24 protein-coding genes are annotated in these 24,684 nt (G+C 70.3%); 17 read left to right on the top strand and 7 right to left on the bottom strand.

The genetic code is table 11. The annotated features are described in order from the left end of the window. Position 1 precedes the first annotated feature (1 nt). On the top strand, positions 2-1,381 hold the full coding sequence (locus AB0H56_RS21055; protein ID WP_357166029.1) for a hypothetical protein: 1,380 nt from the start codon (positions 2-4) through the stop codon (positions 1,379-1,381). 164 nt (positions 1,382-1,545) lie between these two features. Here the strand turns inward: AB0H56_RS21055 and AB0H56_RS21050 are convergent, their stop codons facing one another. After that, positions 1,546-2,418, bottom strand: coding sequence for an LLM class flavin-dependent oxidoreductase (locus AB0H56_RS21050; RefSeq protein ID WP_357166020.1), 873 nt, complete (start codon positions 2,416-2,418; stop codon positions 1,546-1,548). Positions 2,419-2,649: 231 nt separating this feature from the next. Here AB0H56_RS21050 and AB0H56_RS21045 point away from each other — a divergent pair, with 231 nt between their 5' ends. Beyond that, entirely contained in the window at positions 2,650-3,273 is a 624-nt protein-coding gene (locus AB0H56_RS21045) for a carbonic anhydrase (protein ID WP_357165725.1), read from the top strand. A gap of 53 nt (positions 3,274-3,326) precedes the next feature. Continuing rightward, on the top strand, positions 3,327-3,473 hold the full coding sequence (locus AB0H56_RS21040; RefSeq protein ID WP_357165722.1) for a hypothetical protein: 147 nt from the start codon (positions 3,327-3,329) through the stop codon (positions 3,471-3,473). Between the two features lie 3 nt (positions 3,474-3,476). On the opposite strand, the gene ptsP is transcribed toward AB0H56_RS21040, so the two are convergent. Genes ptsP through AB0H56_RS21020 form a run of 4 tightly spaced genes read right to left on the bottom strand, consistent with a single transcriptional unit; the run spans position 3,477 to position 8,597 of the window. Next, complete coding sequence (gene ptsP, locus AB0H56_RS21035) at positions 3,477-6,227, bottom strand: phosphoenolpyruvate--protein phosphotransferase (protein ID WP_357165719.1); 2,751 nt, start codon at positions 6,225-6,227, stop codon at positions 3,477-3,479. Beyond that, complete coding sequence (dhaL, locus tag AB0H56_RS21030) at positions 6,224-6,844, bottom strand: dihydroxyacetone kinase subunit DhaL (RefSeq protein WP_357165716.1); 621 nt, start codon at positions 6,842-6,844, stop codon at positions 6,224-6,226. The genes ptsP and dhaL overlap by 4 nt, the downstream gene beginning before the upstream one ends. Before the next feature lie 2 nt (positions 6,845-6,846). Continuing rightward, positions 6,847-7,848, bottom strand: a complete 1,002-nt coding sequence (gene dhaK, locus AB0H56_RS21025; RefSeq protein ID WP_357165713.1) for a dihydroxyacetone kinase subunit DhaK — start codon at positions 7,846-7,848, stop codon at positions 6,847-6,849. A gap of 11 nt (positions 7,849-7,859) precedes the next feature. Next, entirely contained in the window at positions 7,860-8,597 is a 738-nt protein-coding gene (locus AB0H56_RS21020; protein WP_357165710.1) for an aquaporin, read from the bottom strand. 65 nt (positions 8,598-8,662) lie between these two features. Here AB0H56_RS21020 and AB0H56_RS21015 point away from each other — a divergent pair, with 65 nt between their 5' ends. The 9 genes from AB0H56_RS21015 to AB0H56_RS20975 all read left to right on the top strand — a co-directional run bounded on the left by AB0H56_RS21015 (position 8,663) and on the right by AB0H56_RS20975 (position 17,815). Beyond that, positions 8,663-9,460 (top strand): IclR family transcriptional regulator, encoded by a 798-nt coding sequence (locus tag AB0H56_RS21015; RefSeq protein ID WP_357165707.1) that lies wholly within the window; start codon positions 8,663-8,665, stop codon positions 9,458-9,460. Between the two features lie 102 nt (positions 9,461-9,562). Further along, positions 9,563-10,303, top strand: coding sequence for an IclR family transcriptional regulator (locus tag AB0H56_RS21010; RefSeq protein ID WP_357165704.1), 741 nt, complete (start codon positions 9,563-9,565; stop codon positions 10,301-10,303). Between the two features lie 306 nt (positions 10,304-10,609). Then, positions 10,610-11,692, top strand: coding sequence for an ABC transporter substrate-binding protein (locus AB0H56_RS21005; protein ID WP_357165701.1), 1,083 nt, complete (start codon positions 10,610-10,612; stop codon positions 11,690-11,692). Continuing rightward, positions 11,689-12,549 carry an ABC transporter ATP-binding protein gene (locus AB0H56_RS21000; RefSeq protein ID WP_357165698.1) on the top strand — a complete coding sequence of 287 codons (861 nt, stop codon included), beginning with the start codon at positions 11,689-11,691 and terminating at the stop codon, positions 12,547-12,549. Before AB0H56_RS21005 ends, AB0H56_RS21000 begins: the two co-directional genes overlap by 4 nt. Next, positions 12,542-13,435: an ABC transporter permease gene (locus tag AB0H56_RS20995; protein WP_357165696.1), complete on the top strand. Its 894-nt coding sequence runs from the start codon at positions 12,542-12,544 to the stop codon at positions 13,433-13,435. The genes AB0H56_RS21000 and AB0H56_RS20995 overlap by 8 nt, the downstream gene beginning before the upstream one ends. A 14-nt stretch (positions 13,436-13,449) precedes the next feature. Beyond that, positions 13,450-14,790, top strand: a complete 1,341-nt coding sequence (locus AB0H56_RS20990; protein WP_357165693.1) for an LLM class flavin-dependent oxidoreductase — start codon at positions 13,450-13,452, stop codon at positions 14,788-14,790. A 103-nt stretch (positions 14,791-14,893) separates the two neighbouring features. Continuing rightward, positions 14,894-15,829 carry a TauD/TfdA family dioxygenase gene (locus AB0H56_RS20985; RefSeq protein ID WP_357165690.1) on the top strand — a complete coding sequence of 312 codons (936 nt, stop codon included), beginning with the start codon at positions 14,894-14,896 and terminating at the stop codon, positions 15,827-15,829. A 61-nt stretch (positions 15,830-15,890) separates the two neighbouring features. Beyond that, complete coding sequence (locus AB0H56_RS20980; RefSeq protein WP_357165687.1) at positions 15,891-17,480, top strand: FAD-binding protein; 1,590 nt, start codon at positions 15,891-15,893, stop codon at positions 17,478-17,480. Then, positions 17,477-17,815, top strand: a complete 339-nt coding sequence (locus tag AB0H56_RS20975; RefSeq protein ID WP_357165684.1) for a ferredoxin family protein — start codon at positions 17,477-17,479, stop codon at positions 17,813-17,815. The genes AB0H56_RS20980 and AB0H56_RS20975 overlap by 4 nt, the downstream gene beginning before the upstream one ends. On the opposite strand, the gene AB0H56_RS20970 is transcribed toward AB0H56_RS20975, so the two are convergent. Further along, complete coding sequence (locus AB0H56_RS20970; RefSeq protein WP_357165681.1) at positions 17,805-18,530, bottom strand: hypothetical protein; 726 nt, start codon at positions 18,528-18,530, stop codon at positions 17,805-17,807. The genes AB0H56_RS20975 and AB0H56_RS20970 overlap by 11 nt on opposite strands. A gap of 218 nt (positions 18,531-18,748) precedes the next feature. On the opposite strand from AB0H56_RS20970, the gene AB0H56_RS20965 reads away from it, so the two are divergent. After that, on the top strand, positions 18,749-19,090 hold the full coding sequence (locus AB0H56_RS20965; RefSeq protein WP_357165678.1) for a hypothetical protein: 342 nt from the start codon (positions 18,749-18,751) through the stop codon (positions 19,088-19,090). Between the two features lie 52 nt (positions 19,091-19,142). On the opposite strand, the gene AB0H56_RS20960 is transcribed toward AB0H56_RS20965, so the two are convergent. Continuing rightward, positions 19,143-19,514, bottom strand: a complete 372-nt coding sequence (locus AB0H56_RS20960; RefSeq protein WP_357165675.1) for a hypothetical protein — start codon at positions 19,512-19,514, stop codon at positions 19,143-19,145. A 668-nt stretch (positions 19,515-20,182) separates the two neighbouring features. Here AB0H56_RS20960 and AB0H56_RS20955 point away from each other — a divergent pair. The 4 genes from AB0H56_RS20955 (at position 20,183) to AB0H56_RS20940 (ending at position 24,289) form a co-directional block, all read left to right on the top strand. Then, positions 20,183-20,716: a hypothetical protein gene (locus AB0H56_RS20955; protein WP_357165672.1), complete on the top strand. Its 534-nt coding sequence runs from the start codon at positions 20,183-20,185 to the stop codon at positions 20,714-20,716. 15 nt (positions 20,717-20,731) lie between these two features. Then, on the top strand, positions 20,732-22,336 hold the full coding sequence (locus tag AB0H56_RS20950) for an MFS transporter (RefSeq protein WP_357165669.1): 1,605 nt from the start codon (positions 20,732-20,734) through the stop codon (positions 22,334-22,336). A gap of 173 nt (positions 22,337-22,509) precedes the next feature. Beyond that, positions 22,510-22,941, top strand: coding sequence for an acetyltransferase (locus AB0H56_RS20945; protein WP_357165666.1), 432 nt, complete (start codon positions 22,510-22,512; stop codon positions 22,939-22,941). Positions 22,942-22,969: 28 nt separating this feature from the next. Then, on the top strand, positions 22,970-24,289 hold the full coding sequence (locus AB0H56_RS20940; protein WP_357165663.1) for a diacylglycerol kinase family protein: 1,320 nt from the start codon (positions 22,970-22,972) through the stop codon (positions 24,287-24,289). The last annotated feature ends 395 nt before the right edge of the window (positions 24,290-24,684 follow it).

The raw sequence follows: 24,684 nt of genomic DNA, 5'->3' as shown, positions 1-24,684 counted from the left end.
GATGACCGTCACCTCCCCCGCCGTCGCGGCCGCGCCGACCGCACTCAACCGGATCACCGCCGACGACGACCTGTTCTTCAAGCTGCACAGCCTCTACCCCAACGCCCTGGTGAACCAGCTGGCCTACCGCTTCGACGAACGGCTCGACCCCGACCTGCTGCGACGCTGGCACGAACATCTGGCCACCGGTTTCATCGCCCGCCGGGTCCGGACCACGCGGTTCCCGATCGCTCGCGCCCACTGGGAACCGTCGACCGAGTCGATGCCGCTGATCTGGTCGGAGAACCCGCTGGCCGACGAGGACGTCCTGTCCTGGTTCCTGGCCAGGGCCGCCGTGGAATTCGATCCGGAGCGCGGGCTGGTGTGGCAGCTGGCCGGCGCGCACACCGCTTCCGGTGGCACCGTCGTCACCCTGGTCGCCTCCCACGTCGTCTGTGACGGCGGCGGCATGATGCACGCGATCGTCGATTCCCTCGACCGGCTCAATCGCGGCGAGGCACCGGACCGCCGGGCCAGCGCGGGACGGCTCGTCGGCCCCGTGGCAGGCGCCGGTCGCTTCGCCGCGGACCTCGCCGACGCGCGGGCACAGCTGGGCGCGGTGGCGCGCGGGGTGCGCGCCGCGCGCCGGGCACGAGGTGTCAGCGAGCCGGCCCGCAATCCCCGGCCCGCCGAGCCGCGCCTGCCGCACGCCGAGACCTGGCAGGCGGCGGAGACGATCGTGCAGCTCGATCTCGCCGACTGGGATGCGGTCGCCGCGGCCCACGGCGGCACCACCAACGGCCTGTTGATCGGCGTGGCGGTCGGCCTGCTCGGGCGCAGTGGGCGCGTCGCCGACGGCGCCGAGGTGCGTGTCGACATCCCGCACTCGATGCGGGTCGCCGACGATCCCCGCGCCAACGCCACCACCGGTCTGCCGATCGCGGTCACCTACCGTGCCGGCAGGTGCGCCGACCTGCCCGCGATCCGCGCGGCGCTCAAGGCGGCCGGGCTGGCCTACCGCGATCCCGCGACGATCCCCCCGATCCAGCATCTGCAACCGGTGCAGATGCTGCTGCCCAGGGCGGTGCTGCACCGGTTCGCCCGCACCGCCAAGGCCCCGGAATGTCTGTGCACCAACATGGGTCGCACCGCCCAGAACATCGCCGATCTCGGCGGGCACCGGGCCCGCGACGTGATCATGCGCCCGGTGGTCAACCCCGGACCCGTCGAGCTGTTCCGCCAGGTGGAAGTCGGCGTCAACCTCGCGTTCTCCTGCGACGACACGACGGTCACCCTGGTCGTCACCGGCGGCGACCCCGACCGCTTCCCCACCCGTGCGGCCCTGCAGGACCTCCTGTCCGCTGAGTTCGCCGACTGGGGTCTGACGCCACGGTTCTGGTAGAGGGACCAGGCGGCCTGGTCGCGAATGACGAGCACCATCTCGCTCGGCGCCGCGATCGGCACGCTGGTCGGTGGCCTCGGCGGCGCCGCCGTCGGCTGTGTGCTGGGCGGAAGCCCGTGGTCACCGGATTCCGCCGGAGACCGCGGGCATCCGGCGGCCCTGTGTCAGCGCAGCTTCGGGATCACCTCGCGGACCAGCGTCTCGAACCGGTCGGCCTGTGCCGGTTCGGGCCAGCCGAGAACGAAATCCTCGATCCCCGCGCCGCTGAGCCGTTCGACGAGTTCTTCCAGCCCCGCCGGCCCGGTGAGCGGATCGGTGGTCGCCCACAGCAGTGCCGAACGGCGCAGCGCGCGCGGATCGCGACCGTATCCGTCGCACAGCTCGTCCAGTTCCCGATTCTGCCGTGCGACGAGCGCGATGTTCTCGTCCAGGCTCAGCTCCGGCTTGCCGTTGGTGTTCCACACGTCCGCCCGTTGCGCGGCGACGCGCAGAATGGACGGCGCCTGGCCGCCGATCACGATCGGTGGACGAGGCCGCCGCACGGCAGCGGGCCCGGTGGCGAGGTCGCGGACGCTGTACCACCGGCCCTCGAAGGTGTACGGCTCCCCGTCTGCCGACAGAATCTCGTCCAGGACACGGACGTATTCGGCGAACCTGGCGACCCGTTCCCGCACCGACCACGGCTCGGTTCCGGTGGCGTGGTGGTCGGCGGCCACGATCCCGGCGCCGATGCCCAGCTCGAACCGCCCACCCGACAGGTGATCGAGCGTGAGCGCCTCCTTGGCGAGCAGCGCGGGCGGGCGCAGGACGGGGTTGCTCACCAGCGTGCCGATCCGAATCCGCTCGGTGGCCACCGCCGCCGCGGCCGCCAGCGTCGCGCCGTCCAGCCATGCCGGTTCCGTCGCGAAGACGTTGGCGATGTGGTCGGGCAGGAACACCTGATCGAATCCGAATTCCTCGACCCGCCGGAAACGCTCCAGCACAGCGGGAGCCGAAGCGTCCGGCAACACCAGCACACCGAAATCACGAGCACGCACGATCGCAGTCCTTTCACCTGTTCGCCGCAGCGAATTCCCTTGTGAGAGTGGCAGCGAGACAGGCCGGGCGAAAGTACGCACATTCCGGTCAGATCCTGACCCCGAGGTAAGCGAACACGTCAACGGCTCGGAGCCCACGGCCACCGCTGTCGACGCCGTGGCGGCCGCTCGCGCCGCGGCCGTGCACCGGGCCGGTCGACGCATTCCGCGGGCGCATGTTAGAACGGACATATGCCGCATACCAGCCCCGTCACCGCCTGGAAGACCCTGCGCGAAGGAAACGATCGCTTCGTCGGAGGCCGACTGCAGCATCCCAACCAGGGTGCGGCCGACCGTGCCCAGCTCACCGCCGGGCAGCATCCCTCGGCGATTCTGTTCGGGTGCGGGGACTCCCGGGTCGCCGCCGAGATCATCTTCGACCGCGGCCTCGGCGACATGTTCGTCGTGCGCACGGCCGGTCACGTCGTCGACGAATCGGTGCTCGGCTCGATCGAATACGGCGTCGCGGTGCTCGGCGTTCCGCTGATCGTCGTCCTCGGCCACGACAGCTGTGGCGCGGTCCGCGCGACCATCGACGCGCTGGATTCCGGCGCCGTTCCCGGCGGCTTCATTCGCAGCGTCGTCGAGCGTGTCTCCCCGTCGATTCTGCTCGGCCGCGCGGAGGGGCTCGACTCCGTCGACGACCTCGAGGCCCGCCATGTGGCCGAGACCGGTCTGCTGCTGTCCCAGCGTTCGACCATCGTCGCCGAGAAGATCGCGGCCGGCGAACTCGCCATCGCCTGCGTCACCTACAACCTGTCCGACGGTCGCGCCAAGCTCAACCGCGTCATCGGCAACATCGGCGAACTCGAGTAGGAACCCGCGCGCCCGCGGCTCGCTATCGTGGAGTCGTGGGCATCATGGGCGAAATGTTTCCGGGAAAGAAGCTGCAGAACGAGGGCAGCGGGGACAGCGACGGTCAGGACCACGAGCCGGCACTGGCCGTCGACCTCGACGCGGGGGTGATCCGGCTGAGCGGGGCCGTCGCGGCCCCGCCGCCGGAACCGGAGCGATGACGCTCACGTCGTCAGTGCCCTGACCTCCTCGGCGGAGACACAGCGCAGGGCGCGCTGGGCGAGATCACGACATTCTCGCGAATCCCATTGCCGCACCGCCGCCTTCACTCCCGGCACCGCCGGGGGCGCCACACTCAGCTCCTGGACACCCAGGCCGAACAGGATCGGCGCGGCGGCGGCGTCGGCCGCCGCCTCACCACACACCGCGACGCGCGCGCGGCCCGCGGCGCCCCGGCAGACGGTGTCGATCAGGTGCAGGACGCCGGGGTCGAGGGGGTCGGCGAGCGAGCCCAGGGCCTCGTTGCCGCGCTCGGCCGCCATGGCGTACTGGGTGAGATCGTTGGTACCGATGCTCAGGAAGTCCACGTGGTCGGCGAAGGCGGCGGTCTTGGCGGCAACCGCGGGGACCTCGACCATGATGCCGATCTCGAGCCGGACCCGCGACGGCACCACCTCGGCGAGGATCGCGCGGGCCTGTTCGAGCTCGGCCGATGTCGTCACCATCGGGAACATGACGCCGACGGGATGGTCGGCGGCCACCCGGCCGATGGCGGTCAGCTGGTCGCGCAGCAGTTCCGGCCGGGCCAGCGCCAGCCGGATGCCCCGCACACCGAGGAAGGGATTCGCCTCGGCGGGACGCGGGATGTAGGGCAGCGGCTTGTCACCGCCGACATCGAGGGTGCGCAGGATCAAGGGGCGCCCGGCGAAGGCCTCGGCCAGCTCCCGGTAGGCCTGTTCCTGCTCGTCGATCGACGGCGCGTCGGCACGGTCGAGGAACAGGAATTCCGTGCGGACCAGGCCCGCGAGATCGGCACCGTGGCGCATCGCGGTCGCCGCGTCGGCGAGCTCGCCGACATTGGCCGCGACGTGCACGGTGACACCGTCGCGGGTGACGGCGGGCTTGTCGGCCTCGGCCAGGGCGGCCGCCCGCTGTCGCCGTTGCGCCGCGGCGCGATCGGCGAACTCCGCCAGTACCTCCGGCGCGGGGTCGACGGCCAGTGCGCCCGTCTGCCCGTCGAGGGCGACCGTGGTGCCCGCTGGGATCTCCAGGACCGGTTGTCCCGCTCCGACAACCGCCGGAATGCCGTGCGCGCGAAGCAGAATGGTGCTGTGCGCGGTGGGGCTGCCGTGCGCCAGGACGACCCCGGTGACGAGGCCGGGATCGAGCGCGGCGGCTTCGGCGGGTGTCAGATCCGGCGCGACGAGCACCCCTTCCCGGCTGAGGAGACGTGTCGATCGGCCGAGCAGGGCAGCGAGCACCTGGTCGCGGACGGCGCACAGATCCGCCGCCCTGGCCCGCTGATACGCGTCGGGCAGTCGTTCGAGGTCCGCCGCCCCCTTGTCGAGCACCTCGGCCCACGCCGCCGCCGCGCCGTCGCCCGCGGTGATCCTCGCCCGCACGGTGTCGAGCACCGCGGGGTCGTCGAGCAGCAGCTGGTGGGCCTCGAAGATGTCCCCTTCGGCCCCGGCTCCCGCGCGGAGCGTGTCCAGCTCGCCCCGCACTCGTGCGACGGCATCGGCGAGCCTGCTGTGCTCGCCTGTCGCCGTCGGCGCGCGCCCGGGATCGTCGAGGTCCGCGACATCGAATCGCGCCGCCGCGAGGTGCCAGCACGCCCCCACCCCGATACCCGGCGACGCGGGTAGTGCGCCTGCACGTCGCGCCGCGCAAGTGCCGTCCGTGGACCGCACGACACCGGTCGACGCCACGGCCGTACCGCTGATGCGGCCCGCACCGACCGTCTCGGGCACCACGTTCTCGCCGGGGAGCGCCGCCGCGATGTCCTCGGAGAGGCGGGCCCCGCTCCCGGCAGGAACGTCCGAAGCCGCCGTCGGCGTCGCGGGCTCGCCGTGCCGCGTGCCGAGGTGATTCGCCGTCGCGCCAGCTCGGCCGGATGCGGTCGCGCCAGCTCGGCCGGATGCGGTCGCGCCAGCTCGGCCGGGTGCCGTCGCGCCAGCTCGGCCGGATGCCGTCCCGCCTGCTCGGCCGGATTCCGTCACCGGGTCGGCGACCGCTGATTCACCGAAATCCGTTGCGGCGAGCGCCAGCACGCGCTCCACCGCCGTCGGCGCGTCGGGCCCGGTCGCCGTCACCTCCACGCGGTGGCCTGTCAGCGCACCGAGGGCCGCGAGGCGACTCAGACTGTTCGCGGGAACAGGGCCAACTCCCGTGTCGAGGTTGCGCAGGACGACAACGCTGTCGAGTCCACGCACCGCACCGACCACCTTCGCAGCCGGACGGGCGTGCAGCCCATGGGGATTCGCCAGCACGAACTCGCCCCGTGCCGGGAGTCCGGCGACGTTCCCCCCGTGGACCCGGCCAGCAGCCGTCGCCTCTCCGCCGAGGTCGGCAGCGTCCTCGCCCAGGTGAACCTTCTTGCCCACCAACGCGTTCGACGCCTCCAGAGCAACCTCGTCCAGGTCGGCACCCCCGGCCGCCGACACCGCGGCGGCGATCAGCCCTTCGACGAACGGCGCCGCGCACAAGCGCACCCGGTGTTCCTCGGCGAGCAGGTCGAGGGCGAGTTCGGCGGAGAGGACGGCGCTGCCCATGTCCATCAGGACCAGTACCCCGTCACCGCTGTCGGCCGCGGCGATCGCCTCGGACACCGCGACGGCGTCGGTACCGAATGTGTGCTCGTCGAGGCCGGCGGCCAACTCGACGCGGACGGGACTGTCGTGCAGCATCTCCCCCGCCAGGGCGAGCGCGGCGGTGGCGAGCGCGTGGCTGTGCGACACCGCGACGATGCCGATCATCGCAGTGCCTGCCCGGCCGCCCGGACGAGCAGGGTGGCGCTCGTCGCGCCCGGATCCTGGTGTCCCGCACTGCGTTCGCCGAGATAGGAGGCGCGGCCCTTGCGGGCGACGAGCGGAATGGTGGCGTCGCGACCCGCGGCGGCTGCGGCCGCGGCGGCGTCGAGGGCCGGGGCGAGGTCGTCGCCCGCGGCCAGGCGCGCGTCGAGGGCGTCGGCGGCCGGGGCGAGCGCGTCGAACAGGGTCTTGTCGCCCGATTCGGCCTTGCCGCGGGCCACCACCCCGTCGAGTCCGGCGCGGAAGGCCGCCGCGAAGGTGGGCCCGTCGAGCTCGCCCTCCCCCGTCGCGGTGGCGGCGCGCAGGAAGAAGGTGCCGTAGAGCGGTCCGCTCGCACCGCCGACACTGCGGATCAACGTCATTCCGGCTTGTTTGAGCACCGCGCCCGCTCCCGCCTGCGGTTCGTCGTCCAGTGCCGCGACGACAGCGGCGGTGCCACGCTGCATATTGCTGCCGTGGTCGGCGTCGCCGATCGCAGCGTCGAGGGCGGTGAGTTCGTCGGTGTGCTCGTCGATCAGGGCGGCGAAGGCGCGCAGCCACTGGTTCGCGTCGATGGTCGTCATGGTCAGGCTCCCCAGCGCAGGGCGGGCGTGCGCACCGGCGCGTCCCACAGTGTCAGCAGTTCGTCGTCCACCTCGGTCAGCGTCACCGAGCAGCCCGCCATCTCCAGCGAGGTGATGTACGGCCCGACCAGCGAGCGGACGATCTCGATCCCGTGCGCGGCGAGGATCCGTGCGACCTCGCCGTACACGATGTACAGCTCCAGCAGCGGTGTCCCACCCATCCCGTTCACGAAGCAGATCACCGGGCCACCCTTGCCCACCGGCCGGTCCGCCAGGATGGGCTCGACCAGCATGGCGGCCACCTCTTTCGCGGGGGCCAGCGGTGCGCGGTGCCTGCCGGGCTCGCCGTGGATGCCGATCCCGATCTCCATCTCACCGGCACCGAGCTCGAAGGTGGGTTTCCCCGCCGCGGGCACGGTGCACGAGGTGAGCGCCATGCCCATGCTCCTGGTGCGCTCGTTCACCGCGCGGGCGACCGCGGCCACGTCGGCCAGCGCGCGGCCCTGCTCGGCCGCGGCGCCGGCGATCTTCTCGACCAGCACGGTGCCACCGACCCCGCGCCTGCCCGCGGTGTAGGTGCTGTCGCGCACCGCGACGTCGTCGTCGACGATCACCGAGACCACCTCGGTGCCGGTCTCGGCGGCCGCCAACTCGGCGGCCATCTCGAAGTTCATCACGTCACCGGTGTAGTTCTTCACCACGTGCAGCACCCCGGCGCCGGTGTCGGCCGCGGCGGTGGCGGCCAGGATCTGATCCGGCACGGGCGAGGTGAACACCTCACCGGCACAGGCGACATCGAGCATGCCCCGGCCCACGAACCCGCTGTGCAGCGGCTCGTGCCCGGACCCACCGCCGGAGAGCAGCGCCACCTTGCCCTGGCGGGCCGGTTCGGCGCGGAACACCAGGCGGTTGTCCAGGTCGACGCGCAGTTCGGGATGCGCGGCGGCCAGGCCCGACAGCGCGTCGTGGATCACCGTGGCCGGATCGTTGATCAGTTTCTTCATCTGCCTTCTCCTCAGGCGGTCGTGTCGGCGGTGACACGGACGGTCTCGGTGCGGGTGAGCGCGCGCACCACCAGCGCGGCGGCGGCGCCCGCACAGAATTCGGCGGCGAGATAGACCGGGGCCTGGCTCCAGTCGACGGCACCGCCCCAGAGCTGCTGCACCAGCATGGGCCCCAGGGTGCGCGCGGGATTGATGGACGCGCCGGTGGCCGGGGCGACGGGCACGATCGCGGCGAACACGACGAGTCCGATCGCGATCCCGGCGAATCCGGCCGGCGCGGCCCGCTGGATCACCAGCAGCACGGTCAGCACCAGGATGAACGTGCCGACGAACTCCGCGACGAAGGCCTGCCCGGCGCCCACCCCGTCGGCGTAGGCCGCGACCCCCAAGCCGACCTCGCTGGCCCGTCGTCCGAGCACCCCGACGATCGCGAGCGCGCCGAGCACCGCGCCCACCAGTTGGGCGGCGAGATACGCGGGGACGCGGCGCCACGGGAACTGCCCCGACAGCGCCAGTGCCAGCGTGACCGCCGGATTGATGTGGTTGCCCGAGACGTGACCGAACGCGTAGACGGTGGCGACGACGACGGTGCCGAAGGCCAGCGAGACGACGCCGAGGTCGGCCATCGTGAAGGGCGCGTCCCCGTTGACGATGAGGGTGGCGGGCACCGAGCCGACACCGATGAAGACGAGGAACGCCGTGCCGAGGACTTCGGCGGCGAGCTGTTGCGGGATGCGCAGACCATCCATGGGGATCTCCCGAGTGTTTACGAATCAGATTCGACAATGTCGAATTGAATTCGTAGAGTACGTTGATGTTGCGTGGGTCACAAGACCCCGCCGGTGATTCCTCGAAAGGGCGCAACGTGATCCAGTCGGTCGATCGAGCCGTCCGCATCCTGTTCGCCCTGCAGGGCTCCCGGCGGATGACGTTGTCGGAGCTGGCCGCCGAGCTCGGGCTGCCCGCCACCACGGCGCACGGCATCGTCCGCACGCTCACCGCGCACGGCATGGTGGTCCAGGAACACGGCGGCGGCCGCTATCAGCTCGGCCCCGCGGTGCTGCGGCTGGGCAACGTCTACCTCGACACGCTCGACCTGCGCGCCCGAGCCCTGACCTGGGCACACGAGCTGGCCAAGCAGACCGGCCTCGCGGTGCGGGTCGGGGTGCTCCTCGGCGAGGACATCGTGATCATCCACCACGAGCCGCGCCCCGACGGCAGCAGGCAGATGCCGGAGGTCGGCATCGAGATCCCCGCGCACGCCAGCGCCCTCGGCAAGGCCGTCCTCGCCCACCTCGAACCCGCCGCAGACCCGCTGCGCAGCATGACCGGCGCCACCGTCACCGATCCCGCTCTCCTCGCCGACCAGCTCCGCGAGGTCGCCTCGACCGGGATCGCCTACGAGTGCGACGAGGCGGTCCTCGGCGAATCCTGCGTCGCGGGGACGGTTTTCGATCGGGCGGGCGCCGCCGTCGGCGCGGTCGGCGTGGTGTTGCCGACCACCGAGTGGCCGGCGCCGGAGGCCACCGTCGACGCCGTCCGCACCACCGCCCGCACGATCTCCCGGGAGCTCGGCGCCTCCACCTGGCCCGCGCCGCCCACGCGGTCCTGAATCAGCACGGCGGCCGCGAATTCCGCTACCGCTGCGCGGAAGGATTGTGCCCGCGTCCCGCGGTGACCATAGTTCACGGCACTTCGTCCCGAGGAGGCCGCCATGACCACCACCGAACCGCCGCGTTCCGGCGCGCAGGCCGTCGACCGCGCGGTGCACGTGCTCAACTGCTTCCACGGCGGCGATCCGGAGCTCTCCCTGAGCGAGCTGGCACAGCGCTCAGGACTCCCCGTGAGCACCACCTTCCGTCTCGCGCAGGCGCTCGTACGGGGCAGGCTGCTCGAACAGGACCCGGCGACCGACCGCTACCGGATCGGGCACGGCCTGGCCTGCCTGGCCCGCCCCGCCCTGTCACGCCTCGGTCTCGACTCCGCCGCGCCGCACCTCTACGCGCTCGCCGCGGGCATCAAGATCACCGTCAGCCTCAGCGTCCCCGATGCCCGCGAGGCGCTCACCGTGTTCCAGGCTCGCCCACCGGTGTTCTTCTGCCACAACCAGATTCCCCAGGAGCGCAGGCCGCTCGAGGCCAGTGCCGTCGGGCACGCACTGCTCGCGCACACCGCCACCACGACCGAGCGTGGCAACGGCGAACTCTTCGACGCGGTGCGCCGACGCGGGTTCGCGGTCGAGGAGATCGAGGCCGACGAGCCGATCCGCGCGATCGCCGTCCCCGTGCTCGGGCCCGACCGCCAGGTCTGGGGCGCGCTCGGCGTCCAGGCGCGCGCGGTCCGGCTCGACCGGGAACTGGTGCGGGCGGTCGTGCCCGCGATGCATCAGATCGCCGTGCGGATCGGCCCGTACTTCCACACCGCCGCCGCTGGTGCGGGATTCGGCGCACCATGATTTCCACGATGCGAAAACGCCGTTGCTCCGCCGATATCGGTGGGCGCACTATGGAATTCGATGCGGCGTAGCCTCCGCCGCACCTGTCACGAGAGTCCCGACATGATCGAATCCCCCGCGCTCGTCCGCCGCCGCACGGTGGACCTCATGCGCCTGTCGCCCGGATTCTGTCGCCGCTGACGACGCGGCGGCACCGTCCGTCGCCACCTTCTCTCTCCCCCGGATATCCGTTCGCGCGGATCGTCGCGGCGTGCGCCCCTGTGGCTCGCCGCGCGATGACGCGTGCCGTCGAAAGAACCCCGAATCATGTTGTCCACCTTCTTCCGACGACGTCCGCTGCGTGCGCTCGCCGCCGCGCTCGTCGCCCCCGCCGCCCTCGCGGTGGTCACCGCGTGCGGCGCCGCCGAGGCGCCCACCACCGCCGACGGCAAGACCGTCCTGCGCTATCAGGGCCAGACCGGCCTCGTCACCCCCTACGAACTCGCCGATCATCTCGGCTATTTCAGCGAGATCAGCCTGAAATGGGAAGGCGACACCACCAGCGGACCGGCCAATATCCAGGCCGCCGCCACCAAGCAGATCGAATTCGGCAGCGCGTTCAACGGCGCGGTGGTCAAGCTCGCCGCCGGCGGCGCCCCGGTCAAAGCCGTGCTGAGTTCCTACGGCTCCGACGCCAAGTCCTTCACCGGCTATTTCGTCCGTGAGGATTCCGGGATCACCAGCGCCCGCGATCTGATCGGCAAGAAGGTCGGGGTCAACACGCTCGGCGCGCACCACGAGTTCGTCACCCGCGAATGGCTGCACCAGCAGGGTCTGACCGAGGCCGAGATCAAGCAGGTTCAGCTGATCGTGGTGCCGCCGGTCAACACCGAGGAGGCGTTGCGCAGCGGTCAGATCGATGTCGGCGCGCTGAACAGTGTCTGGCGCGAGACGGCCGTCGGCCGTGGTGGCGTACGTCCGTTGTTCACCGACACCGCCATCTTCGGTGAATTCGACTACGGCACCTATGTTTTCCGCAAGGACTTCATCGAGCAGAACCCCGAGGCGGTGAAGGATTTCGTGCAGGGCACGGCCCGCGCGACCCGCTGGCTGCAGATCACGCCGCGTGACGAGGTGATCGCGAAGTTCACCGACATCATCACCAAGCGCGGCCGCAACGAGAACCTCAAACTGCTCGACTACTGGCGCAGCTCCGGCATTCCGGTCCCGGGTGCGGTGATCGCGGACAAGGAGATCCAGATCTGGATCGACTGGCTCGAGCGCAACGGCGAACTGCCCAAGGGCAAGATCACCGCCACCGATCTGTTCACCAACAAGGACAACCCCTACGCCAACGGCACCTATCAGCCGGCCAGTGGCCCGACCGGAGAGGTGGTGGCCGCGAAATGAGTAACGCCACAGCCAAACTCGCGCTGCGCGGCGTGGGCAAACAGTTCGCCGTCCGCGGCGCGGCCGAGAAGTTCACCGCGATCGACGACATCACGATCGAGGTCGGCGCGGGCGAGTTCCTCGTCCTGGTCGGTCCGAGTGGTTCCGGCAAGTCCACCCTGCTGGACCTGCTCGGCGGCCTGAGCACGCCGAGTTCGGGGCAGATCCTGCTCGACGGCGCACCGATCACCGGCCCCGGTCTCGACCGCGGTGTGGTGTTCCAGCAGTACGCGCTGCTGCCGTGGCGCACCGCCCGCGCCAACATCCAGTTCGGGCTCGAGGCCAAGGGCGTCGCCCGCAGGGAACGCAAGCAGATCGCGGACCACTACCTGGAACTGGTCGGCCTGGCCGGGTTCGGCGACCGCTACCCGCACGAGCTGTCCGGCGGCATGAAGCAACGCGTCGCCATCGCCCGCAGCTTGGCTTTCGACCCCGAGGTCTTGCTGATGGACGAGCCGTTCGCGGCGCTCGACGCCCAGACCAGGGAGTCGCTGCAGGACGAACTGCTGCGCATCTGGCGCACGACCGGCAAGACCATCCTGTTCATCACCCACGGCATCGACGAAGCCGTGTATCTCGGTCAGCGTGTCGCGGTGCTCACCTCCCGGCCGGGCCGGGTCAAGGCCGTGATCGACATCGACATCGACCGCACCGGTGACATCGACGTCCGCTCCAGCGAACAGTTCCGCGACTACCGCCACCGCATCTGGACCGAACTGCAGAGCGAAGTGAGCCGGGCCCAGCGGCTCGAGCTCGCCACCGACGACAGCGCCCCCACCGCGGACGCGTCCACCGACAGGAGCCTCACCCATGTCTAGCGCCGTCCCCCTGCTCGTCCGCCCGGGCGAGGTCACCGTCGAACCGGCCGCGCCACGTGCCGTCGCGATCCACAGGCCCGCGCTCCCCGCCGGACTCGTGCGCGCCGCGCGCACGGGTGCGACCACCCTGGCGCGCGTCACCAAACCCCTGCTCGCCTTCGTGCTGCTGCTCGGCGCGTGGGAACTCGCGCCGCGGCTCGGCCTGGTCGACGAGGTGTTCCTGCCCCCGTTCTCGGTGGTGATACAGGCCTTCGCCGAGCTCGCCGCGAACGGGCAACTGGGCGAACATGTGTCGGCCAGCCTCACCCGGTCGGTCACCGGCTTCTCCATCGCCCTGGTCATCGCGGTGCCGGTGGGCATCGCCATCGCCTGGTACAAGCCGGTGTCGGATTTCCTGAATCCGGTCCTCGAGCTGTTCCGCAACACCGCCGCCCTGGCGCTGCTGCCGGTGTTCGTCCTGATCCTCGGGATCGGCGAGACGTCGAAGATCGCCCTGATCGGCTACGCCACCTTCTTCCCCATCCTGCTCAACACCATCACCGGGGTCCGCACCGTCGACCCGCTGCTCGTGAAATCCGCGGTCTCGCTGGGATTCTCGCCGCTGCGGCTGTTCCAGAAGGTGATCCTGCCCGCCGCGATCCCGTCGATCTTCACCGGGATCAGGATGGCGGCGGCCGGCTCGATCCTGGTGCTCATCGCCGCCGAGATGGTCGGCGCCCGCGCCGGTCTCGGCTACCTCATCACCGCCGCCCAGCAGAACTTCCAGATCCCGCAGATGTACGCGGGCATCGTGGCCATCTCGCTGATCGGCCTCGGTTTCAACTTCGCCCTCGTCGCACTGGAACGCCGCCTGTCGCGCTGGCGCACCGCACCGACCGACGCCTGACCAGGAGATCGACCATGTCCCGCAAGACCTTCCATCTCAACGCCTTCCTGATGGGTGTCGGCCACCACGAGGCCGCCTGGCGCCACCCGCGCACCGACGCGCACCGAGTGCTCGACGTCCGGCACTTCCAGAACCTGGCCCGCATCGCCGAGCGGGGCAAGCTCGACTCGGTGTTCTTCGCCGACACCCTCGCCGTCGGCCCGCGCATCGAACGCAACACCCTCGCGGTGTTCGAGCCGGTGACGCTGCTGTCGGCGATCGCCACCGCCACCGAGCGGATCGGTCTGATCGCCACCGCCTCCACCAGCTACAACGAGCCGTTCAACCTGGCCCGCAAGTTCGCCTCGCTCGATCACATCAGCGCGGGCAGGGCCGGGTGGAACATCGTCACCTCCGGCAATGTCGACGAGGCCTACAACTTCGGCCTCGACGCAATCCCCGAACACGCCCGCCGTTACGAGCGGGCCGAGGAATTCGTCGACGTGGCCGTCGCGCTGTGGGACAGCTGGGAATCCGAGGCGATCGTGCTCGACACCGAGGCGGGCGTCTTCGCCGACCCCACCCGCGTGCACACCCTCGACTACGCCGGGGAGCGGTTCCGGGTGCGCGGCCCGCTCAATTCGCCGCGCGGTCCGCAGGGCAGGCCGCTGCTGGTGCAGGCCGGATCCTCGGAGTCCGGCAAGGAGTTCGCCGCGCACCGTGCCGAAGCCGTGTTCACCGCGCAGCGCACGGTCGAGGAAGGCGTCCGGTTCTACCGCGATCTCAAATCCCGGCTGGCCAAGTACGGTCGCGCCGAGCACGAACTCAAGGTGCTGCCCGGACTCGTCCCGTTCATCGCCGACACCGTCGAGGAGGCGAAGGCGCTCGAGCAGGAGTTCACCGACCTGATCTCGCCCGACTACGCACTGCGTCAGCTCTCGTCCATGCTCGGCGTCGACCTCACCGCGCACGCCCTGGACGCACCGCTGCCTTCGTTGCCCGCCGAGAGCGAGATACAGGGCGGCAAGAGCCGTTTCACGCTCGTCAAGGAGCTGGCCGAATCCGAGGATCTCACGGTGCGTCAGCTCATCGGCAAGCTGGGCGGTGGCCGTGGGCACCGAACCTTCGCCGGAACGCCGGAGCAGGTGGCGGACGAGCTGCAGACCTGGTTCGAGGCGGGCGCGGCCGACGGCTTCAACATCATGCCGCCGTACCTGCCCGGCGGCCTCGAGGACTTCGTCGACCGGGTGGTGCCGATCCTGCAGGAACGCGGCCTGTTCCGCGCCGACTACGAATCCACCACGCTGCGCGGTCACTACGGGCTCGATCCCGTCGAAAGCCAGTTCGCCCCGCGCGAGGCACGGGTGAGCGCCTGATGCGCACCCGGCGACTCGACATCGCGCTCATGCGGGTGGTGAGCAGCTCCTGTCCAGGCCGACGACCACCCACCTCCCGCCTGCTCCCCGAAGGACCAACGACATGACCACCATCGAAAGCCCCCGCACCGCCACCGCACTGGAGATCACCCCGGTCGCCGGGCACATCGGCGCCGAGGTCACCGGCATCGACCTGCGCGAGGACCTGACCGACGCCACCGTCGCCGAGCTCACCGCGGCACTGCACCGGCACAAGGTGCTGTTCTTCCGCGATCAGCACATCGGTCACGCCGAGCAGATCGCGTTCTCGCGTCGCTTCGGCGCCGTCACCCCCTCGCACCCCTACGACGACGACGCGCCCACCGAGCACCCGGAGATCCTCGCCGTCGACAGCCGCCTCTACGAGAAGCGGTTCGGGCGTAAGAAGTTCAGCTACACCAACCAGTGGCACACCGATGTCTCGCCGCTGATCAACCCGCCCGCGGCGTCGATCCTGCGCGCCGAGATCGCCCCGGAACAGGGCGGCGACACGCAGTGGACCAACCTGGCCGCCGCCTACGCCGGTCTGCCGGAATCGCTGCGCACCTTCCTCGACGGACTCCGCGCCGAGCACCGCTTCGGCGGCCGGATTCCGCCCTGGGAGGCCGACAGCGACTACGCCCGCAAGGTCGCGGCATCGCCGCTGGTGACCGAGCACCCGGTGGTGCGCGTGCATCCGGTGACCGGTGAGCGGGTGCTGTTCGTCAATCCCGGCTTCACCACCCGGATCATCGGCCTGACCCCGCCGCAGAGCGACGCCCTGCTGCAGCTGCTGTTCGACGAGATCTCGCACCCCGCCTACACCGTCCGATTCCGGTGGGCGAAGGGCAGCATCGCGTTCTGGGACAACCGCGCCACCGCCCACCTGGCCCCGAGCGACCTCGACCATCTCGACGTCACCCGGGTGCTCTACCGCACCACCCTCGAAGGCGACATCCCGGTCGGCGTCGACGGTGTGGCGTCCAGCTCGGTGGCCGGCGCGAAATTCACCGGCGCCTGACAACCCTTCCGGTGCCCGGCCTTCCGGGCCGGGCACCGGTTCCCGACAGGAGAACGATTCGATGAGCGAAACCTGGCACGCGAGCACCGACGTCCTGGTGATCGGCGGCGGACCGGCCGCCACGTGGGCAGCGATTCACGCCCGGGAGGCAGGCGCGGAGGTGACCCTGGTCGACAAGGGGTACTGCGGAACCAGTGGCGCCACGGCGCCCTCGGGCACCGGCGTCTGGTACGTCGCGCCGGAAGCCGAGGCGCGCGCGTCGGCCAAGGCGTCCCGCGAAGCACTGGGCGGCCACCTCGCCGACCACTACTGGATGGACCGCGTCCTCGACCAGACCTACACGAACATGGGCCGGCTCGCCGTCGAAGGCCGCTATCCGTTCCCCGTCGACCCGGCGACGGGCGAGCAGCTGCGCACCGGTGTGCAGGGGCCCGAGTACATGCGCCGGATGCGCGCCTGGCTCCAGCGGATCGGCGTCCGGATCCACGATCACTCCCCCGCGCTGGAACTGCTCGTCGACGATGCGGGCGCGGTGCGCGGTGCCGCGGGTCATCAGCGTCAGCTCGACCGCGACTACCGGATCACCGCGGGCGCGGTGGTGCTGGCCTCCGGTGGCTGCGCGTTCCTGTCGGGGGCGCTCGGCACCAATGTCGACACCGGCGACGGCGCGCTGATGGCCGCCGAGGTGGGCGCCAGGTTCTCGGGGATGGAATTCTCCAACGCCTACGCGATCGTGCCGAAGGGCTCGACGATCACCAAGACCGCGTACTACGGCTACGCCACCTTCTTCGGCGAGGACGGACGGGTCCTGGAGGACGCGGGCTCCACCAAGGGCCGGTCGGTGATCGCGCGAACCCTGCTGCAGGAGAGGGTGTTCGCTCAGCTCGATCGCGCCGACGCGACCGTGCAGGCGCAGATGCGCCTGGGTCAGCCGAACTTCTTCCTCCAGTTCGACCGGCGCGGCATCGACCCGTTCAGCCGGCGTTTCGAGATCGACCTGCTCGCCGAGGGCACCGTGCGTGGCACCGGCGGCCTCGATGTGGTCGACGACGACTGCGCCACCACGGTGCCCGGTTTGTTCGCGGCAGGCGACGCGGCGACCAGGGAGCGCATCTGCGGCGGCTTCACCGGCGGCGGCAGTCACAATGCGGCGTGGGCGATGTCGTCCGGCAGCTGGGCGGGAGCGGGCGCCGCGCGCTATGCCCGCTCCGCCTCGCGCGGCGGTGAGGTCGCGGGTGCGGGCCGAGTCGGGTTGCGACCCAGCGGTTCCGGATCACTGACCGCTACCGAAGTGGTGACGGCCGCGCAGCAGGAGCTGATCCCGTTCGAGAAGAACTATCTGCGCCACGGCGATCGGCTGCGGCCCGCGCTGGCCCGATTGGACGAGCTCTGGAGCGCGGCGGCGCAGGAGTTGGGCGGTGCGACCGGCGACGAGCGGGTGCGGGCCAGGCAGGCCGCGGCGATCACCGCAGTGGGCCGGCTCATGTATCGATCGACGTTGTCGCGCACCGAGACTCGCGGCATGAGCAAACGCGCCGATCATCCGGGCACCGACCCGGCGCAGCATCACCATGTGGTCGCCGGCGGACTCGACGCACCGTGGATCGGCACCGCCGATGCCCGCAATTCCGGTCTGGCGGTGGCGCCGTGATCGAACTGCTGCGCGCACAGGACTGCATCGGCTGCGACAAGTGCGTGGTGGCCTGCCCCACCAACGTCTTCGACCGCACCGACACCGGAATCCCGGTTATCGCACGGCAATCCGATTGCCAGACCTGCTTCATGTGCGAGGCCTACTGCCCGACGGACGCGCTCTACGTCGCCCCCGATGCCACACCGCTCGCACCGACGGCCACGCTGCCGACCGAGCAGATCGGCCGATACCGCGAGAAGCTCGGCTGGGGCCAGGGCCGGACCGCGGGCGCCCGGCTCGCGGTGGGCCCGCGGCTGCCGCACGGCGCACCGCCGCCCCGGCTCAACCCTTGAGGACGTCCTCCGGCCACCGCAGCTCACCGAACAGCGGATCGTCGTACACCGTGCGCTCCACGACCGGCTCCGGCACCCGGAGCAGGTCGGCGCGGCTCACTTCGGCGAAGTCGTATCGTCCGTTCTCGCACTGCAATTCTGCCAGGGTGAGGGCCGCGACCGTGTCGTCGAGGGCGAAGTCGTCGAAACCGTCCGCGGCGAACGCCGCCCGCATCTCGTCGACCGGTGCGGGGTCGCGCACGTGGGCCAGGGCCAGGTAGGGCTTCAACGGCTCACCGAATTCCGGGACGCGTTCGCGAATCCACACGTCGGTGAGCGCCTCGGTCAGCTGTTCGCGGACGGCGAGCAACGGCGCGGGCGCGGTGATCGGTAATCGGATCGAGTCGGCGGCGATCACGGGCGGGCCGAACGTCACCTGGAACGGCGCGTGCGCGGCCAGCCGGCTCCGTGACCCCGCGACCAGTGCCGCCAGGTGCACACCCTTGACCCCGTCGACGAAGCCGACGCCCTGCACGCCGACGCGCAGGCGGGCCGCGTCGACCGGTTCGAGCCCGGGCAGCCGGGACAGGGTGGGTGCGAAGATCTCCACCAGCTTGTCGGCGACCGGCTGGGTCGGGGTGACCTGCCAGTCGTAGAAGGATCGTCCCGCCGTCCACCCCGGCCGCCACCACCAGCGGCTGGCAACAGTCATCTCGCCCGCGATCATCGTGCCCACCTCCCGATCCACGCCCAACGCCCCCAGCGAACATCCGGTTGACCGGCGAGGCTGCCCACCATCGACAGCTTCGACCAGTTCACCCCGACGCGACCGGACACGATCGGCACCCATGCTGCGATGTCAGTTACCTGTCAGCGACGGTATTACCCGCTCCGGCCGCCCGCAACACGACGAGACCGATCCGTTGCAGCTTCGATCCCCACTACACTGGCGTCATGCCTGTTCGTCGGCTGATCACGCTCTCCGCGTTCGCCCTCCTGCTGCCCTTCGCCGCCACCGCCTGTTCCATGTCGGGTGACGGCTACTCCTCCGAGTGCACGGTCAGCGGGTGCACCGTGACCTTCGACCGCGGCGTGAACGCGAAGGCCTCGGTGCTCGGGATCGACGCCGAACTCGTGGCCGTCGACGGTGACATGGTGACGCTGAAGATCGGCGGGCAGAACGTCACGGTGCCGGTGGGCCAGTCTCAGGAGTCCAACGGCACCGATGTGCGGGTCACCGAGGTGACCGACCAGAAGGTGGTCGTCGTGCTGAACTCCGGCCTGACCCCGAACTGATCCACGAAACCCCCTGGGCGGCGGCGGTTTCCGACCGGGCCCACCGTTCGCCTCAGCCCAGCACGTTCGGCTGGTCCAGGATCCAGCGCCAGCTCCCGTCGGGTTGCCTGCGCGCCACTTCGACGGTGGCGCCGATCCCACCCGGCAGCCGCGTGGAGGTCATCGCGAGGTCGCCCGCGCGCAGCGCCGGGGCTTGCGCGCCCGGCTGGAACACCGGACGATCGGCGACGAGCCGGGTGTAGGCCGCCCGGATCTCCTCGATCCCGGTCGCCACCACGCCATCGGGCAAGGCCAGGACCGCCTCGGACTCGTAGAGCTCCACCAGCCCCTCCACATCACCGGCGTTCAGCCGCTCGACCACCAGGCGGCTCAGATCCTCCGGCCGCCGCGCTCGTTCACGGACACCGTCCACACTGTCGGTCATCGTCACCCTCCTCGATATGGGCTGTGCGCCAACGGTAGCGCCGGGGTACGACACAACCGGCCTTCGCCGTCGTGACAGCGAAAACCCCCGGCGCCGAGGGCTTCCGGGGGTTTCGCGGGGCAGAACTCAGACGGTCACAGCGGCGGGAATCCCGACGAGCCGGTCGCCATCCAGTTCCAGAACTCGGCGGCGCGGTTGAGAACCAGGGCCATGATGTCGAGGACAGTGCTTCCCATCAAGCTTCCTAACATTCGTATGTACGATTCGCTTGCCCACCATAGCAACTCGCCACGAACGATCACGAGGTGATCTCGACGGGCTGGAACATTTCCAGCCGGATCTCGCGCGCGTTCGTTTCACCGACCATCAGAGCACCGTTTCAGCAGGTGAGAGCCTTGTCGGAGCGGATCGACCCGACGCGGTCAGCGCTGTCCGCGACGGGAACTTCCACTGATCAAATGCCGGCCTGCCGCATTTTCGACGACCGCGCCGAGCCCGCGATATTCACCCGCGACATATTCGTCGCGTGGTCGAAACGTCGCCGTCGCCACCTCGCCGCGGCACCGCTGTCGAACATCCTCGCGGACGTGGGGAACCGAATACAGTACACAGGGAGCGAACCTTTCCGACGTGCGACCGGTAGTGCCCGACGAACACGGTGAGGACAGATGGACGGCACCCCCCACGAGCTCCTGCACAGGCCCCTGTTCTCCCGCGTCCCCCTCGACCAGCGGAACGCGGCCAGCCGCATCAGCGCCTACATCTACGGGAACGTGCTGATCCTGGCCGCCCTGATCCCGGTCGCGCCGTCGGTCGAGCACGTCGGCATCCTGATCGTCCTCGGGACCGCCGTCTCCACGTTCGTCGCACACGCGTTCGCCGAGAGTGTCGGGCAATCGGTGCGCCAGGGTGGGGCCGTGCCGGCCGCGCCGCGCTGGGCGAATCTGCGCGATTCGCTGCCCATTCTCACGTCCGCGGTGCTGCCGTGCGCGATTCTCGCGGCCGCGGCCTTCGGCTGGCTGCAACCACGCACCGCGCAGATCCTGGCGGAGGTCGTGATGCTCGTGCGCATCGCGGGCATCGTGTTCGTGATCCGGCGGCTGCAGGGCCGAAGCCCCGATCGATCGACACTGATCGGCGCGGTCCTGCTCGGCTGCGCTGCCACCACGGTCGTGGCGGTCAAGATCGCCCTGACCCACTGAGCAGAGGAGGAGCGGATGTCGGCGCCCCCGGTGACATCCCGGTCGTTCGTCCTGCTCGTCCTCGCGGCGGGCCAGTTCCTGATGACCCTGGACAGTTCGGTCATGAATGTGTCGATGGCCACCGTCGCCGACGACCTCGACACCACGATCACCGGCATCCAGACCGCGATCACGCTCTACACCCTGGTCATGGCCTCGCTGATGATCACCGGCGGCAAGGTGGGTGCCATCGTCGGCAGGCGCCGGGTGTTCGGCATCGGGCTGGTGATCTACGGCCTCGGCTCGTTCGTCACCGGCCTGGCGCCGAATCTCGCCATCCTGCTGGTGGGCTGGTCGCTGCTGGAGGGTCTCGGCGCGGCACTGATCATGCCCGCGATCGTCTCCCTGGTCGCGGGCAACTTTCCCGCGGAGCGGCGGGCGGCGGCCTACGGGATGGTCGCGGCGGCGGGCGCGATGGCGGTCGCGGTCGGGCCGTTGCTCGGTGGCGCGGTGACGACGTTCGCGTCCTGGCGCTATGTGTTCTTCGGCGAAGTGATCATCGTGATCGCGATTCTGCTGGTGCTGCGCCGCATCGAGGACGCACCCGCCGAGCGGATCCGGCTCGACCTGCTCGGCTCGGTCCTGTCGGCCGTCGGGCTCGGCGCGATCGTGTTCGGTGTGCTGCGGTCGAGCGAATGGGGATGGGTGCGCCCGGAATCCGGCGCACCTGTGTTGTTCGGGTTGTCGGCGGTCATCTGGCTGCTGCTGGGCGGACTGTTCACGCTGTATCTGTTTCTGCGCAGACAGGGGTACCTGGTGGACCGCGGCCGGGATCCGCTCGTCGACCCGGCGCTGTTGCGGAACCGTCAGCTCGTGGGCGGGTCGACGATGTTCTTCGCGCAGTTCGCCGTGCAGGCCGGAGTGTTCTTCACCGTGCCGCTGTTCCTGTCGGTGGTCCTCGACCTCAGCGCGGTCGAGACCGGGGTGCGCATCGTGCCGCTGTCGGTCGCGCTGGTGCTGGCCGCCGCCGGTATTCCCAAGTTCCGTCCGCAGGCCGACCCGCGCCGGGTGGTGCGGCTGGGATGGGGCGTGATCATCGTCGGGGTGCTGATGCTCGCGGCGGGGATGGATCCCGGCGCCGACGCGGCGGTGGTGTCGATCCCGATGCTGTTGATGGGGTTGGGACTGGGTGCGCTGGCCTCCCAGCTCGGTGCGGTCACCGTCTCGGCCGTGCCCGATTCGCACAGCTCCGAAGTCGGCGGGATCCAGAACACCGCCACCCAGCTCGGCGCCTCGTTGGGGACCGCGCTGATCGGGTCGGTCCTCATCGCCACGCTGACCACTTCGGTCGTCACCGGGATCGAGCAGAACCCCGCGGTGCCGGTCGCCGTGCAGCAACAGGCCTCCACAGAGCTGGCCGCGGGCGTGCCGTTCCTGTCGGACCGGCAGCTCGCCGACGCCCTCGACAACGCCGGGGTCGACGACGCCACGGCCGAGGCCGTCCGGTCCGTCAACGCCGACGCCCGCCTCGAGGCGCTGCAGGTGGCGTTCGCGGTGACCGCCCTGATCGCGGTGCTGGCACTGTTCGGCACCGGCCTGCTGCCACGCCGGCCGACGGCGGCGCCCTCGCCGACGACCTGAACCCGAAGCCCGTCCCCATTCCTTGTTCGGCGGAAACTGTTTCGGTAAAATCGGGACGTTCTTCGATCGATGTCGTCGAGCTCGCCGACTTCGTCCCCTCGGAGCGTCGGCCGAATTCTTCGGCGGTCCCTTTCGCGACGGGCCGGTGGCCTCAATATCGCGAGGAGTGGAACATGACCAGCAATACCTCGTCGGCGCATCGCGCGCCACCCGAAGCAGAACCGTTCCAACGACAAGCGGTGGCGGAGGGAATTTCCATCACCGCCGCGTGCATGCTGCTCATCTTGGCGGCCGTCTCGGTCCTGCAGGGTATTTCCGCATTACTGGAAGACGAAATATACGTCGCCGGGGTCGACTACGTGTACGAGTTCGACACGACGACCTGGGGATGGATTCATGTCGTCCTCGGCGTACTGGCGCTGATCGTCGGCGTCGGCCTCGCCATCGGCGCCACCTGGGGCCGATACAGCGCGCTCGCCGTCGCCGGGCTCGTGATCGTCGCGAACTTCCTGTCCCTGCCCTACTATCCCGCCTGGTCGTTCATCATCATCGCCCTCAGCGTGGTGATCATCTGGGCGGTCTCCACCTGGAAACCACAGCACTGAGCCGCCCTGTGCCACGAGGGGCCGGGCGATGAGCGGCGACTCCGGAATGCGGCTCCGGAGCTGGTCGGCGCGGGGCGCCTTCGTGTTCGCGGCCCTGACAGCGGCGATCCCGATCCTGTTCGCGGGCGTGGCGGGGACCCTCGGTGTGCTGATCATCGGTACCGGCGGCGTGGTCGTCACGATCGCCGCGCTGTACTGGTTCCTGACCAGGTACGGACTGCTGCGCTGGGTGGCGCTGGCGATCGCGGTGCTCGCGCCGATCGTCGTCGTGGTCGTGTTCGTCCGAGCCCGCCTGCTGTGGGTGGTGGTGCTCGCCGTGGCGGCGGCCCTGCTCGCGGTGGCTTGCGCGCGCGTCGCGCTGCGCGCCGGACCAGCATCCGCCGCCGCGTCCGCAGTGCCTGCCCCGCCGGCCCGGCGCCCGTTCCTGATCATGAATCCGCGGTCCGGCGGCGGAAAGGTCGAGAAGTACGACCTGCGTCGCCGCGCCGAAGCACTCGGCGCGGAAGTAGCGCTGCTCGACGGCGACGTCGATATCGAGGAGCTGGCCCGGCAGGCCGTCGCGCGGGGCGCCGACCTGCTCGGAGTCGCGGGCGGTGACGGGACCCAGGCGCTGGTGGCCGGTGTCGCGGCCGAGCACGATCTCCCGTTCCTGGTGCTCAGCGCCGGGACACGGAACCACTTCGCGATGGACCTCCACCTGGATCGCGATGATCCGGCCGCCGGGCTCGACGCGCTCCGTGACGGCGTGGAACTGCGGGTCGACCTGGGCCGCATCAACGGTCTGCCGTTCGTCAACAACGCGTCGTTCGGCGTCTACGCCGAGATCGTGCGCAGTCCCGCCTACCGTGACGACAAGACCGCGACGGTCCTGCGCCTGCTGCCCGATCTGCTCGCCGGGCACACCGGCCACCGGCTCGTCGCCCGGATCGACGGCACGACGGTCGCCGGGCCGCAGGCGATCCTGGTGAGCAACAATCCGTACCGGACGGGCGATCTCGCCGGCCTCAACCGCCGCGATCGGCTCGATCTCGGCATGCTCGGCGCGGTCACCGTCTCAGTGGCGGGCACTCGCGACGCGGTCGGTCTCCTCCGGCGCACCCGCGGCCGCGGGCTCACCCAGCACACCACCACGCAGGTCGACGTCGACGCCGACGCGCCGCAGATCCCGGTCGGCGTCGACGGTGAATCCCGCCGGTTCGACACGCCCGTGCGCTGCGTCATCGAGCGGGGCGCGCTGCGCGTCCGGGTGCCGCGGAACCGGCCGAGCGCGCCGCCCGCACCGCCGACGATCGATTGGCTCCGCCTGCGCGACCTGGCCCTTCGCGGCGATGCCGGGACGACGTACTGAGGACGCCCGGATGAACGGCCGGAGAACAGCATCGGACAACGAGCCACTCGCGCTGTGATGACCGCGACAACGCGCGCCGGCTTCGGGTGAACAAAAATATCGGCGGACAATACTGTGCGCGACTGATTCCATCCGAAACATTCTGGGAGACAGCCGCAATCCACCGGTTCCTCGTCGATGAGCACGCGCAGCGGAGTTTTGTTCAGCACAACCGGTGACGGCTGTCACAGGCATGAATTCCCACAGCCCGGCTATAGCATCAGATCCGCCGAGGCTTCCCGGAACATCTGCCGCCGAAGTACCCGCGCATCAGTGGTGACACATCGACGTGCCCCCTCTTTTTCGAATCCACCTTCCGCCGTTCCGGCATGTATTCGTCACGAGGTGAACCGGTC

The organism is Nocardia sp. NPDC050717, from assembly GCF_040654275.1.
Lineage (GTDB): Bacteria > Actinomycetota > Actinomycetes > Mycobacteriales > Mycobacteriaceae > Nocardia.
The sequence above is the reverse complement of the archived record's forward strand: the minus strand, read 5'-3'. Positions and strand labels throughout refer to the sequence as shown.

Excerpts from the sequence above, each read along its gene's own strand:
- AB0H56_RS20965 (WP_357165678.1), top strand. The coding sequence starts at position 18,749 with ATGCCTGTTCGTCGGCTGATCACGCTCTCCGCGTTCGCCCTCCTGCTG.
- AB0H56_RS20940 (WP_357165663.1), top strand. The coding sequence starts at position 22,970 with ATGAGCGGCGACTCCGGAATGCGGCTCCGGAGCTGGTCGGCGCGGGGC.
- AB0H56_RS21010 (WP_357165704.1), top strand. The coding sequence starts at position 9,563 with ATGACCACCACCGAACCGCCGCGTTCCGGCGCGCAGGCCGTCGACCGC.
- dhaK (WP_357165713.1), bottom strand. The coding sequence starts at position 7,848 with ATGAAGAAACTGATCAACGATCCGGCCACGGTGATCCACGACGCGCTG.
- ptsP (WP_357165719.1), bottom strand. The coding sequence starts at position 6,227 with ATGATCGGCATCGTCGCGGTGTCGCACAGCCACGCGCTCGCCACCGCC.
- AB0H56_RS21040 (WP_357165722.1), top strand. The coding sequence starts at position 3,327 with ATGTTTCCGGGAAAGAAGCTGCAGAACGAGGGCAGCGGGGACAGCGAC.
- AB0H56_RS21020 (WP_357165710.1), bottom strand. The coding sequence starts at position 8,597 with ATGGATGGTCTGCGCATCCCGCAACAGCTCGCCGCCGAAGTCCTCGGC.
- dhaL (WP_357165716.1), bottom strand. The coding sequence starts at position 6,844 with ATGACGACCATCGACGCGAACCAGTGGCTGCGCGCCTTCGCCGCCCTG.
- AB0H56_RS20950 (WP_357165669.1), top strand. The coding sequence starts at position 20,732 with ATGTCGGCGCCCCCGGTGACATCCCGGTCGTTCGTCCTGCTCGTCCTC.
- AB0H56_RS20995 (WP_357165696.1), top strand. The coding sequence starts at position 12,542 with ATGTCTAGCGCCGTCCCCCTGCTCGTCCGCCCGGGCGAGGTCACCGTC.
- AB0H56_RS21015 (WP_357165707.1), top strand. The coding sequence starts at position 8,663 with ATGTTGCGTGGGTCACAAGACCCCGCCGGTGATTCCTCGAAAGGGCGC.
- AB0H56_RS21055 (WP_357166029.1), top strand. The coding sequence starts at position 2 with ATGACCGTCACCTCCCCCGCCGTCGCGGCCGCGCCGACCGCACTCAAC.
- AB0H56_RS20945 (WP_357165666.1), top strand. The coding sequence starts at position 22,510 with ATGACCAGCAATACCTCGTCGGCGCATCGCGCGCCACCCGAAGCAGAA.
- AB0H56_RS21045 (WP_357165725.1), top strand. The coding sequence starts at position 2,650 with ATGCCGCATACCAGCCCCGTCACCGCCTGGAAGACCCTGCGCGAAGGA.
- AB0H56_RS20960 (WP_357165675.1), bottom strand. The coding sequence starts at position 19,514 with ATGACCGACAGTGTGGACGGTGTCCGTGAACGAGCGCGGCGGCCGGAG.
- AB0H56_RS20990 (WP_357165693.1), top strand. The coding sequence starts at position 13,450 with ATGTCCCGCAAGACCTTCCATCTCAACGCCTTCCTGATGGGTGTCGGC.
- AB0H56_RS20955 (WP_357165672.1), top strand. The coding sequence starts at position 20,183 with ATGGACGGCACCCCCCACGAGCTCCTGCACAGGCCCCTGTTCTCCCGC.
- AB0H56_RS21000 (WP_357165698.1), top strand. The coding sequence starts at position 11,689 with ATGAGTAACGCCACAGCCAAACTCGCGCTGCGCGGCGTGGGCAAACAG.
- AB0H56_RS21005 (WP_357165701.1), top strand. The coding sequence starts at position 10,610 with ATGTTGTCCACCTTCTTCCGACGACGTCCGCTGCGTGCGCTCGCCGCC.
- AB0H56_RS20980 (WP_357165687.1), top strand. The coding sequence starts at position 15,891 with ATGAGCGAAACCTGGCACGCGAGCACCGACGTCCTGGTGATCGGCGGC.
- AB0H56_RS20985 (WP_357165690.1), top strand. The coding sequence starts at position 14,894 with ATGACCACCATCGAAAGCCCCCGCACCGCCACCGCACTGGAGATCACC.